15 protein-coding genes are annotated in these 15,734 nt (G+C 71.7%); 4 read left to right on the top strand and 11 right to left on the bottom strand.

Features of this window, described 5'->3' with window-relative positions; translation table 11 throughout:
- The first annotated feature begins 53 nt into the window (after positions 1 to 53).
- Positions 54 to 2,108: a thioredoxin domain-containing protein gene (locus tag THSYN_RS09580; RefSeq protein ID WP_100918938.1), complete on the top strand. Its 2,055-nt coding sequence runs from the start codon at positions 54 to 56 to the stop codon at positions 2,106 to 2,108.
- 254 nt (positions 2,109 to 2,362) lie between these two features.
- Here THSYN_RS09580 and THSYN_RS09575 read toward each other — a convergent pair whose 3' ends face one another.
- The gene (locus tag THSYN_RS09575; protein WP_100918937.1) at positions 2,363 to 2,698 is read right to left on the bottom strand and encodes a TusE/DsrC/DsvC family sulfur relay protein; all 336 of its coding nucleotides are present in this window, start codon (positions 2,696 to 2,698) and stop codon (positions 2,363 to 2,365) included.
- A gap of 487 nt (positions 2,699 to 3,185) precedes the next feature.
- Between THSYN_RS09575 and THSYN_RS09570 the strand changes: the two genes are divergently transcribed.
- The 3 genes from THSYN_RS09570 (at position 3,186) to THSYN_RS09560 (ending at position 5,050) form a co-directional block, all read left to right on the top strand.
- Positions 3,186 to 3,674 carry a low molecular weight protein-tyrosine-phosphatase gene (locus tag THSYN_RS09570; protein ID WP_172965255.1) on the top strand — a complete coding sequence of 163 codons (489 nt, stop codon included), beginning with the start codon at positions 3,186 to 3,188 and terminating at the stop codon, positions 3,672 to 3,674.
- A gap of 74 nt (positions 3,675 to 3,748) precedes the next feature.
- Entirely contained in the window at positions 3,749 to 4,705 is a 957-nt protein-coding gene (locus THSYN_RS09565) for a class I SAM-dependent methyltransferase (protein ID WP_172965254.1), read from the top strand.
- Between the two features lie 75 nt (positions 4,706 to 4,780).
- The gene (locus THSYN_RS09560; protein WP_100918935.1) at positions 4,781 to 5,050 is read left to right on the top strand and encodes a BPTI/Kunitz domain-containing protein; all 270 of its coding nucleotides are present in this window, start codon (positions 4,781 to 4,783) and stop codon (positions 5,048 to 5,050) included.
- Here the strand turns inward: THSYN_RS09560 and THSYN_RS09555 are convergent.
- The 10 genes from THSYN_RS09555 to THSYN_RS09515 all read right to left on the bottom strand — a co-directional run bounded on the left by THSYN_RS09555 (position 5,029) and on the right by THSYN_RS09515 (position 15,686).
- Positions 5,029 to 5,553 carry a SixA phosphatase family protein gene (locus tag THSYN_RS09555; RefSeq protein ID WP_100918934.1) on the bottom strand — a complete coding sequence of 175 codons (525 nt, stop codon included), beginning with the start codon at positions 5,551 to 5,553 and terminating at the stop codon, positions 5,029 to 5,031. The genes THSYN_RS09560 and THSYN_RS09555 overlap by 22 nt on opposite strands.
- A 69-nt stretch (positions 5,554 to 5,622) precedes the next feature.
- Positions 5,623 to 6,501, bottom strand: coding sequence for a fructosamine kinase family protein (locus THSYN_RS09550; RefSeq protein WP_100918933.1), 879 nt, complete (start codon positions 6,499 to 6,501; stop codon positions 5,623 to 5,625).
- A gap of 338 nt (positions 6,502 to 6,839) precedes the next feature.
- On the bottom strand, positions 6,840 to 7,754 hold the full coding sequence (locus THSYN_RS09545) for a formylglycine-generating enzyme family protein (RefSeq protein WP_100918932.1): 915 nt from the start codon (positions 7,752 to 7,754) through the stop codon (positions 6,840 to 6,842).
- A 240-nt stretch (positions 7,755 to 7,994) separates the two neighbouring features.
- A complete protein-coding gene (locus THSYN_RS37215) occupies positions 7,995 to 8,387 on the bottom strand; it encodes an SUMF1/EgtB/PvdO family nonheme iron enzyme (protein WP_418219910.1) in 393 nt (130 codons plus the stop codon).
- A 135-nt stretch (positions 8,388 to 8,522) separates the two neighbouring features.
- Complete coding sequence (locus THSYN_RS09540; RefSeq protein ID WP_157817552.1) at positions 8,523 to 9,539, bottom strand: RNA-directed DNA polymerase; 1,017 nt, start codon at positions 9,537 to 9,539, stop codon at positions 8,523 to 8,525.
- Positions 9,539 to 10,051 carry an HRDC domain-containing protein gene (locus THSYN_RS09535; RefSeq protein ID WP_157817551.1) on the bottom strand — a complete coding sequence of 171 codons (513 nt, stop codon included), beginning with the start codon at positions 10,049 to 10,051 and terminating at the stop codon, positions 9,539 to 9,541. Before THSYN_RS09535 ends, THSYN_RS09540 begins: the two co-directional genes overlap by 1 nt.
- Positions 10,052 to 10,199: 148 nt before the next feature.
- Positions 10,200 to 13,022 carry a formylglycine-generating enzyme family protein gene (locus tag THSYN_RS35775; protein WP_236848843.1) on the bottom strand — a complete coding sequence of 941 codons (2,823 nt, stop codon included), beginning with the start codon at positions 13,020 to 13,022 and terminating at the stop codon, positions 10,200 to 10,202.
- A gap of 6 nt (positions 13,023 to 13,028) precedes the next feature.
- Positions 13,029 to 13,955: an AAA family ATPase gene (locus THSYN_RS09525; protein ID WP_100918929.1), complete on the bottom strand. Its 927-nt coding sequence runs from the start codon at positions 13,953 to 13,955 to the stop codon at positions 13,029 to 13,031.
- Positions 13,955 to 15,361, bottom strand: coding sequence for a serine protease family protein (locus THSYN_RS09520; RefSeq protein WP_100918928.1), 1,407 nt, complete (start codon positions 15,359 to 15,361; stop codon positions 13,955 to 13,957). Before THSYN_RS09520 ends, THSYN_RS09525 begins: the two co-directional genes overlap by 1 nt.
- Before the next feature lie 4 nt (positions 15,362 to 15,365).
- On the bottom strand, positions 15,366 to 15,686 hold the full coding sequence (locus THSYN_RS09515) for a CU044_2847 family protein (RefSeq protein WP_100918927.1): 321 nt from the start codon (positions 15,684 to 15,686) through the stop codon (positions 15,366 to 15,368).
- Positions 15,687 to 15,734 lie beyond the last annotated feature (48 nt).

The following is a 15,734-nucleotide window of genomic DNA, read 5'->3' as shown; positions in this document are numbered from 1 at the left end:
GCCCCCCCGGCTGGACCCACTGTCGTGGTTTGCCCCCGCCGTGGACCCCGCCCATGACCAGCCCCCACCCATCCGTCCCCGCCAACCGGCTCGCCGCGACCGCCAGTCCCTACCTGCAACAACACGCCCACAACCCGGTGGACTGGTGGCCCTGGTGCGCCGAGGCCCTCGACCTGGCACGGACCCAGGACCGGCCCATCCTGCTCTCCATCGGCTACTCCGCCTGTCACTGGTGCCATGTCATGGCGCACGAGTCCTTCGAGGACCCGGCCACGGCGGACCTGATGAACCGGCTCTTCGTCAACATCAAGGTGGACCGGGAGGAGCGTCCCGATCTCGACCGGGTCTACCAGACCGCCCATCAACTCATGGCCCGGCGCTCCGGCGGCTGGCCGCTCACGGTCTTCCTCAACCCGCACGACCAGCGCCCCTTCTTCGCCGGGACCTACTTCCCGCGCGAGCCGCGCCATGGCCTGCCCGCCTTCACCCAACTCCTGCAAGGGGTGGAGCACGCCTACCGGGACCGCCGTGAGGCGATCAACGCCCAGGGCGACGAACTGATGACGGCCCTGGCCGGATTGGCACCGACACCGTCCGGGCGGGTCCCCGCGGCCAGGGTGCTGGACGCCGCCCTGAACGAACTCACCGACAGTTTCGATACCGAGCAGGGCGGGTTCGGCGGGGCGCCCAAGTTTCCCCATGCCACCAATCTGGAATTTCTGCTGCGCCGCTGGGCGGTCGGCGCGGCGGCCGGGCAGCCGGACGACTCGGCACTCCAGATGGCGACCTTCACCCTGGAGCGCATGATCCGCGGCGGGCTCAACGACCAGCTCGGCGGGGGCTTCTGCCGCTATGCGGTGGATGACCTCTGGATGATCCCCCACTTCGAGAAGATGCTCTACGACAACGGCCCCCTGCTCGCGCTGTGCTGCGACGCCTGGCAGATCACCGCCGACCCGCTGTTTCGCGACGCGGCGCGCGCCACCGCGGACTGGATCATGCGCGAGCTGCAGTCCCCGGACGGCGGCTATTGGTCCAGCCTGGACGCCGACAGCGAGGGCCACGAGGGCCGCTTCTATTGCTGGGACCGCGAGCGCGTGCGCGCCCTGCTGACGCCGACCGAATACGCCCCCTTTGCCGCCGTCTACGGTCTCGACCGCCCGGCCAATTTCGAGGGACAGTGGCACCTGCACCAGTACCAGACCCCCGCCCAGGTCGCGCAGACCCAAGGGCTGCCCCTGGCCCAGGTCGAGTCCCTGCTAGGCGCGGCGCGTGCCACCCTGTTGGCGGAGCGCGAGCTGCGCGTGCGCCCCGGCCTGGACGACAAGGTCCTGACCGCCTGGAACGCGCTCGCCATCAAGGGCATGGCCCGCGCCGCCCGGGTCCTGGGGCGGGCGGACTACCTGGAATCGGCGCAGGCGGCCCTGGATTTCATCCGCCGCACCCTGTGGCGCGACGGGCGCCTGCTCGCCACCTGCAAGGACGGCCGTGCCCAGCTCCAGGCCTACCTGGACGACTACGCCAACCTGCTCGACGCCCTGCTGGAACTGCTCCAGACCCGCTGGTCGGCGGCCGACCTGGCCTTCGCGATCGAACTCGCCGAGGTCCTGCTCACGCAGTTCCACGACCCGGACGCGGGCGGCTTCTGGTTCACCGGCCGCGACCACGAGCCGCTGATCGCGCGCCCCAAACCCCTGGGCGACGAGTCCATGCCGTCCGGCAACGGGGTCGCCGCCTGGGCCCTGCAGCGCCTGGGCCATCTGCTCGGAGAACCCCGCTACCTGGACGCCGCCGAGGGTACCCTGAAGCTTGCGGCCGAGTTCATCCGCCGCCTCCCCTATGCCCATGGCACCCTGCTGTTCGCCCTGGACGAGCACCTCAACCCGCCCGAGACCCTCATCATCCGCGCCGACACGGACCTGCTGGATGACTGGCAGGCCGCCGCGCAGCAGGGCTACCAGCCGCGGCGGCTGGTGTTGGCCATCCCCAACAGCGCGACCGACCTGCCCGGGGCACTCGCCGGCATGAAGCCCGGCGCGGGTCCGCGCGCCTACCGCTGCCGCGGGACCCACTGCGAGGCGCCGGTGGAACACCTGGCGCAACTGTGAACCGCGGCGATCGGCCCCATCCGGCTGAAGCCTCGACCTCCGGTTGGGGTGGGCCGACGCCCGCGCCTCGAGCTAAACCGCGAAGGGGTCAATCAGCCCACGCCGGACGGGGCATTCGCCCCGTCCGAAACGTTTTCTCCGCACTCGCGGCCCCGCGCCAGGGGTCGGCGACGGAGTAAACAGTCGGGACGGGACGAATGCCCCGTCCCGCCCGGCAGGCCCCGGAGCGGGGCCTTGGAGGCGGGCTGGGTGGTTCAGCACCCGTGGCAGTAATAGTCCGGCAGTCCGGCGATGTGGCACGCCTGCTTGCAGCCGCCGTCCGGGAACAGGAACTCCAGGTGGCGGCGGGTGCAGGGGACGTGCGGGGAGATCAGGTGGCCGACGGCCTTCAGCACCACTCGCGGGGTCGGGGGCATCTCATGGGCCCCGTAGTAGTCCCGCAGGAAGTTGATCACGCCCCAGTGACGGGCGTTCAGGGTCAGTCCCTCCTCTTCCGCCAGGGCCAGGGCCACGTCCTCATCCCAATGATCGAAATGGGCCAGGTGGCCTTTCGTGTTCAGATCGCGACCGGCGACTTGCTGGGTGATCATCGTTACTGTCCTCCGCCCATGGGTGGGCTGCTTATTGCTTTGCGGGTGGTCTTCTGGGTCCGCGGGTCCCGGCAGCGGGGCCGGGCCGTCGCCGACACTCCCAGGCAAATTAGTAAATAACTGTTAGCTAAAACGATTATCGGTGCCTGCGGGGGCGGACCCGGCCCAATCATGCCCGAGATTCGCGCGCAAGTGAACCGAATCCTTGCTTGCCATCTCAACCTCCCAACCGTTCCACGTCGGCGATGAAACCGGCCATCAGCCGTTCATGAAAGACATGGCCGTTGGCTGATGGGCCGGGATTATGATCAAGGCCGTAAAACCGATACCAAGGGGTCTTTACCATCCCAACGTTCGGCCGTAGCCTGTCGCTCTGTGAAAGACGCAACGACGCCTCGGGGTGTGCGACCGGGTGGCAGACTTGGCGATCCCCGGGGCGGCACCGGCACGCGGACAGAAACTGAAAGGCTCACGAGATTAGATAGTTATGAACGACACGACACGCGTAAAGGTCCTCTTTGTGTGCATGGGCAATATCTGCCGCTCCCCCACGGCCCATGGTGTCTTCCGGCACCTGGTGCAGCAGGCCGGCTACGGCGCGAGGATCCAGGTCGACTCCGCCGGGACCCACGGCTACCACATCGGTGAGCCGCCCGACGAACGGGCGGAGGAGACGGCGCGGGCGCGGGGGATCGATATCAGCGACCTGCGCGCGCGCCGGGCGGAGCCGGAGGACTTTCTGGCCTTCGACTACATCCTCGCCATGGACCAGGACAACTACCATAGCCTGGCCCGCATCTGCCCGCCGGGGATGGAGCGCAAGCTCTCGCTGTTCCTTGATTTCGCCCCGGACCTCAAGCGTCGCGAGGTGCCGGACCCCTACTATGGCGGGCAACGGGGGTTCGATCAGGTCCTCGACATGGTAGAGACCGCCGCCCGTGGACTGCTCGACCACATCACCCGCCGGGGCCTGTAATCCCTGGGTGGATGCCGGGTGGACCAACGCAGGAGGCGCCAATCCAACGTTTCGCGTGCGGCAGTGGGGTCACCATGTTCGGCAAGCTTCTCGATTCGGCACCGCTGCGGCGTTGGTCGCGGCACTCTCCCTTCCTGCGCTGGCTCAGATCCGCCCAGGAACTGCGCTGGGTCCTGAGCAGCGGGGGCCAGGCGATCTTCCTTGAGTATCCGGTGCAGCCGCGCCCGCGTTGGGGCTATGGCGCACCGCCGCACCCGCGGCTCAACCGGCTCATGGAGACCGGCCGCGAGCGTTACGCGCACCTGCTCGCGCAACTCCCGGCCTTCGCCGCCGGCCTGGGGCGCATCCCCTTGACCGGGGGCACGGCCGGCGAGCCGGTCTGGGAGAACGATTTCTGCCGCGGGCTGAACGCCGCCAGCCTCTACGCCTTCCCGGCCCTGTTCGCCTCCCGGCACTACCTGGAGATCGGCTCCGGCCACTCCACCCGGTTTGTCCGCCGCGGTTGCCGCGACCATGGGCTCGCGATGTCCATCACCTCCATCGACCCGCAGCCCCGCGCCGCGGTCGACGCGCTCTGCGACGCCTTCATCCGCGAGCCGCTGGAGGCCCTGGACCCGGCCGTGGTCGATACGTTGGAGGCGAACGACATCCTCATGATCGACAGCTCTCACCGCTGTTTTCAGAACAGCGACGTGACCGCCGTCTTCCTCGACCTGCTGCCGCGACTCAAGGCCGGGGTGCTCGTGTATATCGACGACATCTATCTGCCGCTGGACTATCCGCCGCACTGGCACGACCACTACTACTCGGAGCAATACCTGCTGGCCGTCCTGCTGATGGCCGACGCGGGGCGGCGCTACGAGATCCTCCTGCCCTGCACCTTCATCGCCGGGGACGCCGAACTGCGCAGCGCGGTCGATGCCCTGTGGGACGGGGTCGCCCGCGGCCACCAGGGCTACGGCAACGGGATCTGGCTGCGGGTGCGCTCGGACTCAGCCGCTCAGGGTGCGCGCGGTGCACCCGCCCCCTAATAGTCGAAACAAATGCGCCCGAGGGTACTAGAATCCCGCGCCTAGGTTCGCGTGTCGGTCTGTCCCGGGGGTGCTATGCGTTTCGTCTGGTGTTGCGGTGGGTTGGCGGCGGTGTTGTTGCTCGGCAGTTGCGGCGGCGGCCGGTTCGCGACCAGCGACCCGGAGGACCTGCCGGTCAGTTGCGTCGCCAAGCCCGCGCGCGGCAACTGCGCGGGCCGCCGGGTCAAGTATTACTATGATTATCGGGACAACCGCTGCAAGTCGTTCAACTACAGCGGTTGTGGCGGGCGCGTGCCGTTCGAGACCCTGGAGGACTGTGTCAACTACTGCGGGGCCGTCCCCTGAAGGTCGCGCGGCCTGGTGATGGAGATGAGCTGGGCGCAGCCCGCGGGCAGTGAGGTCCAGTGCTCTGGCATCGTCAACCGGGCCAGAGCGGCGGTGGTGAGCAGCTTGCCGTCCTCGCGTTCGACCGGGGCGGCGTCGGCCAGGTGCAGGAGCAGGGTCTGGAGCCCCGGGTTGTGGCCGATCAGCAGGACCCGGGGGGCGTCCGGGGGGCAGCAGCCGAGCGCCTCGAGCAGGCCGTCCAGGTCCGCGTCATAGACCCGCGGGTCCCAGTCGATCTGCCCCTTGGGGAGCCCCAGGGCCTTGCACACCCGCAGCGCCGTCTGGTGGGCGCGCCGCGCCGGGGAACTGACCACATGATCGGGCACCAGGCCCTCCTGCGCCAGCCAGGCGCCGACCTTGGGGGCGTCGGCCTTACCGCGCCGGGTCAGGGGCCGGTCGAAGTCGGCGCCGCCGCCGTCCCAGTCGGACTTGGCGTGACGCATGATCAGCAATTCGCGTGACATCGAGTGCTCCGCATCCTCGCCCGTCCGGGCGCCCCTGGGGCCGCTGCGCCGTACGCCGCCGGGCGCGTCTCAGCGGACCTCGGCGAGCAGCCGGTCGATCATGCCGCGCGCCTGCCCCAGGTAGCCGGTCCCGAACAGATTCAGATGGTTCAATATGTGATAGAGGTTATAGAGGGTCTTGCGGACCCCGTAGCCCGGCGCCGGCGGCCAGGTCTCCCGGTAGGCGGCGGAGAAATCGGCACCGAAACCGCCGAACAGCTCGGTCATGGCCAGGTCCGCCTCCCGGTCGCCATAGTACACCGCCGGGTCGAAGATAACCGGCTGCCCATCGGGAAGATAGCCCAGGTTGCCGCCCCACAGGTCGCCGTGCAGCAGTGACGGCCGGGGCCCGTGATTCAGAAGGATGCCCAGGTCCGCACCGAGGCGCTCCCCGGCGTCCTGGAGGGCGCGGGCATGGCCGTTGCGCCCGGCGAGCGCGAGTTGCACGCCGAGGCGCCGGTCGCGCCAGAAGTCTACCCAGTCCTCGCTTGGGGTATTGACCTGGGGGGTGGAACCGATGAAGTTGTCCCGCGACCAGCCGAAGCTCGGCGCCGTACTGCGGTGCAGCGCGGCCAACTGACGCCCGGCGACGGCGCCCCGGCTCGGTCCGTCCAACACCAGGCGCTCCAGGACCAGATAGCTCAGGGCGTCGGTCGCGCCCCAGCACACCGGCGCCGGCACCCGGAGCGCCCGGGCGGCGGCCAGTTCGGCGAGCCCCGCCGCCTCCGCCTCGAACATCCCGAGCCGGGCGGCGGTGTTGGTCTTGACGAAGAATGCGCGCTCCCCGTCACCCAGGATCGCCGCGGCGTTGATACAGCCCCCGCCCACCGGGCGCGGGGCCGCGGTCGGGGCGAAGGGCCGGCCGGTGGCCGCGGCGATGTGGCGGGCGATCAGGGTCCAGTCGGTCATGGGGCCTCCGGGGCTTGGGCGGTGCAATCTGAATCGGGGGATTGCTCTCACAAAGACACAAAGACACAAAGACACAAAGACACGAAGAAAAAAGATCATTGAAGGCGTTGGGGCGATCACCGCGGGGGTGAGCGCCGCGACCTGCGGATCGCGTCGACGATCTTTGTAATCGTTGTGTCTCCGAGTGAGAACTGCTCTTTCTGGGTTCAGCGATGGCGGATCGCCCCGCGGGCATCCGCGGCCGTGGGAGCGGCTTCAGCCGCGACGGGCCGCGCGGGGAACGCGGCCTCGGCAGTCACCGCGGCGCCCCATGGCGGATCGCCCTGCGGGCGTCCACCCTACGCGACTGCCGGCCTGCCCGGCGCGGGCGCGTCAGGCGCGGTTGCCGGGGCTCTGCCCCCGGCAACCACGCCTGCCACGCCCACGCCTCCTGCCGGCCTGAGGGAAGACCCTCGGGACAGCCGCAAGCCGATGCTCCCGTGGCGGCTGGCCGGCCCGCGGCCGAGACGGAGCGCCGACCGGCAGTTCCCGGCGTGGTAGAGCCAACTGCCGCCACGCAGCACGCGCTTGCGGCCCTCAGGCGGCCCCAGGGGATCGACCACGGCGTCCGCAGGATAGTCGCCGAGCCAGTCCGCGCACCAATCCCAGACATTACCGTGCATCTGGTAAAGGCCCCAGGCACTGGCGGGCAGGGCCTTGACCTCGACCGTCTGCGCCCGGTACTCGCCCTTGGCCCCGTCGCCGTATGGGTAGTTGCCGTCGTAGTTGACCAGGTCGGTGGTGATGGTGGACCCGAAGCTGAAGGGCGTGTCGGTCCCGGCGCGGCAGGCAAGCTCCCACTGGGCCTCGGTGGGCAAGGACGCCTCCAGGCCCGGGACCAAAGCGTTCAGTGCGGGGAGGAAACGCTCCACCACGTCCGTCCAGCTGACCCGCTCGACCGGCCGCTCGGCACCCTTGAAGCGGCTCGGGTCCTCACCCAGCACCGCCTGCCAAAGGGCCTGGGTGCAGGCGGTGTCCGCCAGCCAGTAACCCTGCGTCAGGACCACCCGATGCCGTGTCTCATCGCCGTAAGTCAGGCGCTCCGGCTCGTCCGCCGGCGACCCCATCATAAAGTCCCCGGGCGGAATCCACCGCAAGACCTGGACCACGCCCTTGACGCTGAACGACTGCCAGAGCCCGCGGCGGTCCTGCCCCCAGCCGGACGCCCAGGGTTCGGGAAAGCAGGGCGGGAGTTGGCGGACATAGGCGTTCATGGCAGTCCTCCGCGAAGGTCGTAGCCTGGATGGAGCGCAGCGCAATCCAGGTCCCCGCGGCAACCCGCGGATTGCGCGAGTATCCGCGAGGCCGTCCCCGGATTCCGCTGCGCTCCATCCGGGCTACGCAACGGTTGCAGCGATGACTTACCCAGTCTCTCCACCGGATGTCAGGCGCCCTGCGCCGCGAGCGCCGGTGCCGACCTGGGGCGGGCCACCGGCGGGCGTTCGGGTCTGGCCCTACCAGCGCGCCGGTGCCCTGCCTGTTTGCCCCGGCCGGGATCTCCCGGACGGGAACGGGTGCCGCGACTGGGCTTCCCCGCCACGCGGGGGAGGCGCTCGGGACAGCCGCAAGCCGATGTTCTCGTTGCGGTTGGCCGGCTCGTTGCCGTTACGGTTCGCCGACCGGCAGTTCCTGGCGTGGTTGATCCAACTGCCGCCACGCAGCACGCGCTTGCGGCCCTTGACGCCGCGACACCGTGCCAAGAGTAACGCCAACCGGACCCAGGGTACAGCGGGGGCCGGCCCAAGCACGCCAACCGGAGGTCGAGGCTTTACCGTGAAAGTCGCGCCGGGAGCGCGCTCCAATTCCCCCTCTCCCTCTGGGAGAGGGCGGGGTGAGGGAACGGCCATGGCGCCCGCAACTTTCATCTTTCGGGGTGGCGCGGGCGCCATGGCCGTTAGCCGGACCCGCACCCGCGCAACGCAGCCCATCCAAAGCCGCCGCCGGCTGAAGCCTCGACCTCCGGTTGGGGGCGCGCGGCCCGCTCATGGCGCAGGGCCCGGGTCCGGCGCCGGCCGCCGGACGAGCTGCGCCCGGCGCAGGCTGCGGCTGTCGGCCGGCAGGGTCGCCGACCAGAGGCTGTCATAGGCGCGCTGCAACTGCGCCGCGCCGATCTCGCCGCGCTCCCAGCGCCCCTCCCAGCGGCGGCGGCCCTGGGACCAGGCGCGACGGCGCCGCGCGCCGAGCTTGATGGTCCCCGGGTAGATGCGCATGCCGCAGAAGCCGAGCCCAGCCGCCGACGGCATCAGGCAGGGCGGCTTCAGACGCAGGCCCAGCGTCTCACCCAGGTACGCGCTCAGTGCGCCATGCAGGGCGCGGCCCTGTGCCCGCCCGTCACACCACAGGATCAGGTCGTCCATATAGCGGGCATGGGCACGGCACTCGGGGCGCGCCAAGGCGTAGCGGTCGGCCTCGCCCAGGTACTGGTTGGCAAAGTGCTGGGAGGTCAGGGCGCCGATCGGCAGCCCGCACCCGGGGGCGGCCTGGTGGGTCGCGAGCACCTGCCGGATGAGCCCCAGGACCGAGCCCTTGAAGCGCCGCGCCAGGAGGGCCAGCAGGCGGTCATGGGGGATGTTGGGAAAATAGTGCTCGACGTCCAGCTTGAGATACCAGGGCCAGCGGCGGGCGCACTCGCGCGCGTGCAGGATCGCCGCCTGCGCACCCAGGCCCGGGCGACAGGCGAAGCTGGTCGGCACCAGGGCCAGTTCCAGGCGCGGCTCCAACAGGCGCACCAGGGCGTGGTGGGCGACCCGATCGGGAAAGGGCGCGGCATGGATCACCCGCGGCTTGGGGTCGCGGATGGCGAAGCGCCGGAAGCTCCCCACCGGCAGGCGCCCGGCGGCCAGGGCCGCCTGCACCAGCGCCAGGGCGGCGGGGGCTGCGGCGAGGAAGGCCGCGACCTCGGGGCGGCCATGCTTGCCGCGGGCGGCGGCCCAGAGGGCGCACTCCAGATTGTCCCAGGCGGCGATCTGCGCCAGTTCGACGCGGGTGCGCCGCGGCATCAGCCGGTCGCCGGTGCCGGGGCCGCCGGCGCGGCGGCGGGCGGACCCAGCCGCGGCACCCCGGCGCACAGGACCTCCAGGAAGGCGGCCCCGTAGCGGCTCAGGCGCGCCTCGCCGATGCCGTCGATCCGGGCCAGGTCCGCCAGGGTGTTGACGCGCCGACGCACCATGTCGGCCAGTTGTTCGTTGGTGAAGACGGCGAAGGGCGGCAGGCCCTCCGCCTCCGCCGACTGCTTGCGCAGGGTGCGCAAGCGGTCGTAGAGGGCGAACTCGTCGGCCTCCAGGACCTCGCGGTAGTCGATGCGCCCGCGCCGCGCGGCGTCCGGGGCAGATGCGGCCAAGCCCTCTGCGCCCTCGACCCAGGTCACGCAGACCGCCCAGAAGCTCGCCGCGCCGTCGGCGGTGAAGTGCCGCTCGATTTGGGAGACGCGATGGGCGCCCAGGAAGCGGTTCAGGTCCGCCTCGGCGCCCTCGGGGCTCGCGACGGGGATGGTGAAGAACTTGAGTTTCATTGGTTGGGTCACCTTGCCGATGCCGGTCTGTGCATACTGGGAGCGCCGCACCCCAGTGCGGCGAGTGCGGCGCCGTGCAGCGGGCCTTGCCGCGGCTGATGGGCCGCGCCGCACTGGGGTGCGGCGGCCCCAGTGCGGCCCGCGGGTTTCAGCGCTTGAGCAAGCGGTCCACGAAGCTCTTGAAGACACCGCGCACCCCCGGCGCGGGCGCGGCAGGCGCGGCTGCCGGGGCTCTGCCCCCGGCAACCACGCCCGCCACGCCCACGCCTCCTCCTGCCGGCCTGGGGGAAGACCCTCGGGACAGCCGCAAGCCGAAGTACACGCTGCGGTAGGCCGGCTCGAAGCCGCGACGGGCCGCCGACCGGCAGTACCTGGCGTGGTTGATCCAACTGCCGCCACGCAGCACGCGCTCGCGGCCCTCAGGCGGCCCCGGTGGGTCGACCACGGCCTCACCAGGATAATCGCCAACCCAGTCGGCGCACCACTCCCAGACGTTGCCGTGCAGCTGATACAGGCCCCAGTCATTCGCCGGCAGGGCCTTGACCTCGACCGTCTGGTTTCGATACTCCCCTTTAGCGCCCCCCGCGTAGGGGTAGTTGCCGTCATAGTTGACCTGATCCGTGGTGATGTTCGACCCGAAGCTGAACGGGGTCCGGGTCCCGGCCCGGCAGGCACACTCCCATTGCGCCTCGGTCGGCAAGACCGCCTCCAGACCCGGGACCCGGGCGTTCAGCGCGGGCAGGAAGCGCCCTGTCACGTCGTCCCAACTGACCTGCTCGACCGGTCGCTCCGCCCCTTTGAATTGGCTAGGGTTCTCCCCCAGCACCGCCTCCCAGAGGGCCTGGGTGCAGGCGGTATCCGCCAGCCAGTAGCCCTGGCTGAGGACCACCGGGTGCTGAGTCTCCGCCCAGTCGCCTGTTCCGAAGCGCTCCGGCTCGTCCGCGGGCGACCCCATCAAGAACTCCCCGGGCGGCACCCAGCGCATCCGCTGGACCACGGGGCCGACCGCGAACTCGGCCCACCAGCCGGCCTGGTCGATGCCGTGGCGCAACGCCCAGCCGGGGCGCTCCAACGTCTGCCGCCGGCCGTCCGCCAGTTCCGCGAAGAGCCCGGCGCGGTCGCGCCCCAGACCGGCGGCCCAGGCCGGGCGGCGCACGGACGCCAGCTCCAGCCGACGGCGCCCGATGGTGAGTCGGTAGCGGGTTGCGGGGTCCAGGGGCAGGGATTCGCCCAGGCGCAGCACCCGGGGGGACCCGGTCTGCCCGCCGATCAGGGTCTCGACCTGCCAGTCGGCGGCGCCCGCGGCGAACTCTGCCAAGGGACAGGCAGGCTGGGACGGCCCGGCCGGAAACAGGCCGAGCGCATCCCCGAGCTGGCCGAGGACGGCGGGCGGGGACGCGCCCCGCTCCGCCAGGAGGCGGCCCAGGGTGTCGAGGTCCAGGCCGCGGGGAAATTCGTGCAGGGTACCGCGGCGCAGGTCCTCGCGCCGGGCCAGGACCCAGGCGGCGGCCAGTTCGCGATTCTGGTCCAGGAGTTCGGGGCGGCGCGCGGCCAGGTGGACCACATAGCCGGCCAACTCGCCGCCGCGGACGGCGTCGGACCCACGCTCCAGGGTGGCGGCCAGGCGCCAGACCAGGTTCCGGGCGGCGGCCAGGTCGGCGGGCGGGGCCAAGGGCCCGTCGGCGAGGGCCTCCTCAGCCTGGATCAGAGGGGACTGGTGACGGTTGTAGGCGCGGCGCAGGGCGATGATCCGGGGCCTCACCGCGTCCGGGAGTCGCCCGAAGTCGTCCGCCGCCGCGGCGCGATGTTCGGCTGCGAGGGCGCAGGCGAGCAGGTTGGCGCGGACCTGGGGGTGGTTCCAGACCGCGTATTCACTGCCGACGTCGGTCCCCAGGTCGCGCAGGCCCAGGCGCAGGGCGCGCAGGAGCGCGGGCTCGACACGCGAGGCCGCGGCGAGGGCGGCGAGCAGGGCCGCGGTCGCGCGCTCGGCCGCCGGGTCCGGGGCCGACGGCGCCGCGGACCCGGGCGCCGCGCCCGGGCGCAGGGGGTGCAGGGGCGCCCCGCGGTCCCAGGGGACCAGCCGGAACCCGGGGACCAGGCCGGGGGCGGCGAGGCGCGGCGGCACCGGGGCGATGAGCAGGGCGCCGGCCCCCGGTGCGGCCGGCCGGCGGCGGCCCAGGTCCTGCCAGCGGCGGTGACGCCCGCTGCCGGGGCTATAAAGTCCGGCATCGCTGAGGACCACGAGGGCGCCTGCCCCTGGCGGCGGCCCGCCGGGGCGCCCGTCCCGGGCGGACACCAGGTCCCGGGGATCGCCGCCGCGGCTGTGCCAGAGGTGCAGACGGCCGCCCAGGAGACGCCGCAGTCCGTCCTGAAGCTGCCAGAAGTCGTCCCAATAGGGCCGCAGCGACAGGGTCAGATCCAGCACCAGATCGACCCGCGCCGGCCAGCGGGGGCAGGGGCGGCGCGGCAGGTGCGGCGGCAGCCGCAGCGCGGCCAGGTCGCGGCACAGGCGCTCCAGGTCCAGGCCGGTGCCGGGGCGCGCGGTCGCCAGGTGGCGGCGCAGGAAGCGCCCCTGGCGGGGGCGCGGCACCAGTTGCGGCTGCGCTGGTCTTGGGCACGCGGGATCGCTCAGGGGGAGCGCGTCCCAGGGCGCGGCCTGCACCAGCGGGGCTAAGGCGTCCGCGGCCCCGGGGTCCGGCGCCTGGGTCTCGTCGGCGGCGATGCACCAGAAGGGCAGGTCCGGAAGGTCCGCGGGTTGGTAGGGTTCGGGCCCACCCCGCGGGGCGCCCCCCGCCCCGGGGTCAGCGGGCGCACCGGGCGCGGGCCGGGGCGCTCGCGGCGGTTCCGGCACCGGGGAGAACCCCAGGCCGCGCGCCGCGGCGGGCCACTGGTGCGGCGGCAGGGCGGCCAGGATGCGCAGCAGGTCGGCACGGCCGACGGCGGCCCGGGACCTGAGGCTTGAGGCGTCCACCCGGGCTCAGTCGGGCAGGAGCGCAGCCTTGTCGAGGACGAAGCCGGCGGTCTGCTCCAGGAGCGCCCACTGCTCGTCCTCCGAGGCCCCCAGGGTGGCGACGGCGATCACCAGATCCAGATACTCCGCCAGGCCGGGGGCATAGGTCTTCTGCTCGCGGGCGCGGGCGCGATCCCCGTCCAGGAGGCGCGCGGCCTCGGCCAGGACCCGCGGGTAACCGGTGAGACCCCGCCGCTCCAGGTGGCGCCGGCCCATGTCCGGCAGGTCCGCGGGGGCCTTGAGGATATGCACCAGGCAGCGGCGCAGGAAGGCCGGGGGCAGTTCGCGCTCCTCATTGGTGGTGATGACCACGAGCGGCGCGACCGGGCCGCGCACGACGCACTGACCCAGGAAGGGGAGGCTGAAGCCCTGGTTGCCCAGGACCTCCAGGAAGGCGTTGGGCAGGTCCGGGTCGGCCTTGTCGATCTCGTCGATGAGGAGCACCGCGCCAAGTCCCGGCGTCCAGCCTGGGGGCAGCACGGGGGCCTCGCCCTGGCGGCGCAGGTCCCACTGGCGGTGCGCGCCGGCCCAATCGAAGGCCCACCAGAGGGGGCCGGGGCTCAGATAATGGGCGGCGTCGCGCGCCTGGGCGCCGGGGGCATGGGCGTCGGACAGGCGCCCGACGGCGTCGTAATGCCATTGCAGGTCGGCCGCCTCGCTGCGCCCGTCGATCACCACCGGGACGAAGAGCCGCCCGGTCGCCGCCGCGGCGGCGCGGGCAGTCTGGCTCTTGCCCGTGCCGGGGACACCGCGCAGCAGCAGGGGCCGCCCGGCCGCCTCCGCCGCGCGCAGGGCCGCCGCCGTGTCGCGGTCGAAGCGGTGGACCGACAGCGGCCAGGTGCCGCAGGGGTCCAGGTCCAGGTCCCGATCGATGGGGTAGTCGGGGATGGGCATCAGGGCCGCTCCAGGAGTTGGAGATACTCGCAAGCCAGGTTGATCAGCAGGTCCTCCTCGACCGCGAGGTAGGCATAGTCGCTGCCCGCGGCGTGGATGACGAGACCGATGCGCAGCCGCTCGCCGGCGCTGGCCAGGCCGACGCCGTGCAACCACTCGCGCGGCCCCCGGGCCACCAGGAACCGGGGGTCGTCCCGGTAGAGTCTGCGCTTCATATCGATGTGGCTCATGAGGTTCTTGAGATAGGGCAGGCGCTGCTCCCCGTTGCCGAAGTCCACCGGCACCGGCGTGCCCTTGTAGGATAGCCAGACGGCGTCGAAGGCGTCCCGCTCGGCATCGGGGCCGACGCCTTGGGCCAGGTCGGTGAGGTCGATGACCGAACCGCCGTGCAGGTCCAGGGCGCCCTTGGGCTCGGCCAGCCGCAAGGGGATGTCGGTGATGGAGCAATACACGGTGGCCGCGGCGCCGAGGGTCCGGCAGGCGACGAACATGCGATCCGGGGTAGCGGCGGCCAACTCCGCCAGTTCGCCCGGCGTGCGGCCCTGACGGTCCACGGCACCCTTGAGCAGTTCCCCGAGCAGGGCGTGGCAGTCGGCCTTGAAGTTGCGCGGGACCGGGACCCCCAGGGTCCGCCAGGCGTCGAGACAGTCTTGCGTGGCCTGGTGGAGGTCGGGGACCAGGGTTTCAAAGCAGTCGCGCGGGGGGCAGCCGACGAGTTCGCCGGCCCGCCGGGGAAAGCCGCCCAGGCGGCGCAGGTCCGCGGTGCCGGGGTTGGCGAGCAGTTGCAGGGCGCGCAGCCCGAGGAGGGCGGCCAGGGCCTCGTAGTCCGGGCCCGCCTGGTCGTCGGGGCCCTGGGGGCGGTCGATATGGAAGGCGATCCAGGGCCGCAACTGCGCGAGCGCGATGGCACGGGCGATGGGCTCGTTCTCGATCCGGCAGTTGAGCAGGCCGAGCGGCTGCTCACCCACCGCCAGCAGGCCGCCGCTGTAGCCGTGGGCGGTCTGCGGCGCAACGACATACTCGCAGTGCTGTCCGTCATAGTCGCCGATGCAACCGTGGTCCAGGCTCACCACATCATGGGTGTCGGGGTCGATGGCATGGAACCAGGGCCGGCGGCCCTCCTGGGCGCCGATGGCATCGGGCAGGGGCAGGCGCAGGTCGCCGATGGGCTTCGTCAACTTGAAGATGGCGGCGTCGAGCGTCGTGTGACGAGCCAAGAGGGTTGCGGCCTTGGCGCCGTGCTGGCCGGGCAACTGACAGACAAAGGTCTGGCCGTCGGGCGCCAAGTCTTCGAAGGCATGGGCGACGGTCAGGATATGACCCGGCGCGACATGCACGCCGGAGCACAGAAACCGGGACGCCGCCTGATCGCCCCAGAGGCTGACGATGAGGTCGGCGAGGGCCATCGGCTCAGGCCGCCGGCTTCCATTTGGCGGTGACCCTGACCGCGGCATTGGCCTCGCCGGAGGCGATGAAGGGGAGCGCGGCCTTGCCCCCGAAGCCGATGTTGATCCGCAGCGACCACTCGGCGGCACCGGCGGCCTGGCAGGCGGCCTGGACCGGGGTGGTGAGGGCTTTCAGGAGTTGGTCGATGCGATCCGTCATATCGCCACTCTCCGCGCTGGCCGCGGTGGGCTCGCGGCGGTTGTCGGCCGACTGGCCTTCGACCTTCAGGTCGGCCACCTCGACCAGGATCGTCTGGCCGTTGATTGTGATCTCGCGCAGTGCCATGGGGTGCTCCGGGGTTGTGTCTCGATGCGGTGTCAGGGCGATAGCATA

This window comes from Candidatus Thiodictyon syntrophicum (assembly GCF_002813775.1).
Taxonomy (GTDB): Bacteria; Pseudomonadota; Gammaproteobacteria; order Chromatiales; family Chromatiaceae; genus Thiodictyon; species Thiodictyon syntrophicum.
This window is presented reverse-complemented; position numbering and strand designations above follow the sequence as displayed.

What these genes read in the sequence shown, in the direction of transcription:
- THSYN_RS09580 (WP_100918938.1), top strand. Translation starts at nt 54, where the DNA reads ATGACCAGCCCCCACCCATCCGTCCCCGCCAACCGGCTCGCCGCGACC.
- THSYN_RS09575 (WP_100918937.1), bottom strand. Translation starts at nt 2,698, where the DNA reads ATGATCACCCAGCAAGTCGCCGGTCGCGATCTGAACACGAAAGGCCAC.
- THSYN_RS09570 (WP_172965255.1), top strand. Translation starts at nt 3,186, where the DNA reads ATGAACGACACGACACGCGTAAAGGTCCTCTTTGTGTGCATGGGCAAT.
- THSYN_RS09565 (WP_172965254.1), top strand. Translation starts at nt 3,749, where the DNA reads ATGTTCGGCAAGCTTCTCGATTCGGCACCGCTGCGGCGTTGGTCGCGG.
- THSYN_RS09560 (WP_100918935.1), top strand. Translation starts at nt 4,781, where the DNA reads ATGCGTTTCGTCTGGTGTTGCGGTGGGTTGGCGGCGGTGTTGTTGCTC.
- THSYN_RS09555 (WP_100918934.1), bottom strand. Translation starts at nt 5,553, where the DNA reads ATGTCACGCGAATTGCTGATCATGCGTCACGCCAAGTCCGACTGGGAC.
- THSYN_RS09550 (WP_100918933.1), bottom strand. Translation starts at nt 6,501, where the DNA reads ATGACCGACTGGACCCTGATCGCCCGCCACATCGCCGCGGCCACCGGC.
- THSYN_RS09545 (WP_100918932.1), bottom strand. Translation starts at nt 7,754, where the DNA reads ATGAACGCCTATGTCCGCCAACTCCCGCCCTGCTTTCCCGAACCCTGG.
- THSYN_RS37215 (WP_418219910.1), bottom strand. Translation starts at nt 8,387, where the DNA reads ATGGCCGTTCCCTCACCCCGCCCTCTCCCAGAGGGAGAGGGGGAATTG.
- THSYN_RS09540 (WP_157817552.1), bottom strand. Translation starts at nt 9,539, where the DNA reads ATGCCGCGGCGCACCCGCGTCGAACTGGCGCAGATCGCCGCCTGGGAC.
- THSYN_RS09535 (WP_157817551.1), bottom strand. Translation starts at nt 10,051, where the DNA reads ATGAAACTCAAGTTCTTCACCATCCCCGTCGCGAGCCCCGAGGGCGCC.
- THSYN_RS09525 (WP_100918929.1), bottom strand. Translation starts at nt 13,955, where the DNA reads ATGCCCATCCCCGACTACCCCATCGATCGGGACCTGGACCTGGACCCC.
- THSYN_RS09520 (WP_100918928.1), bottom strand. Translation starts at nt 15,361, where the DNA reads ATGGCCCTCGCCGACCTCATCGTCAGCCTCTGGGGCGATCAGGCGGCG.
- THSYN_RS09515 (WP_100918927.1), bottom strand. Translation starts at nt 15,686, where the DNA reads ATGGCACTGCGCGAGATCACAATCAACGGCCAGACGATCCTGGTCGAG.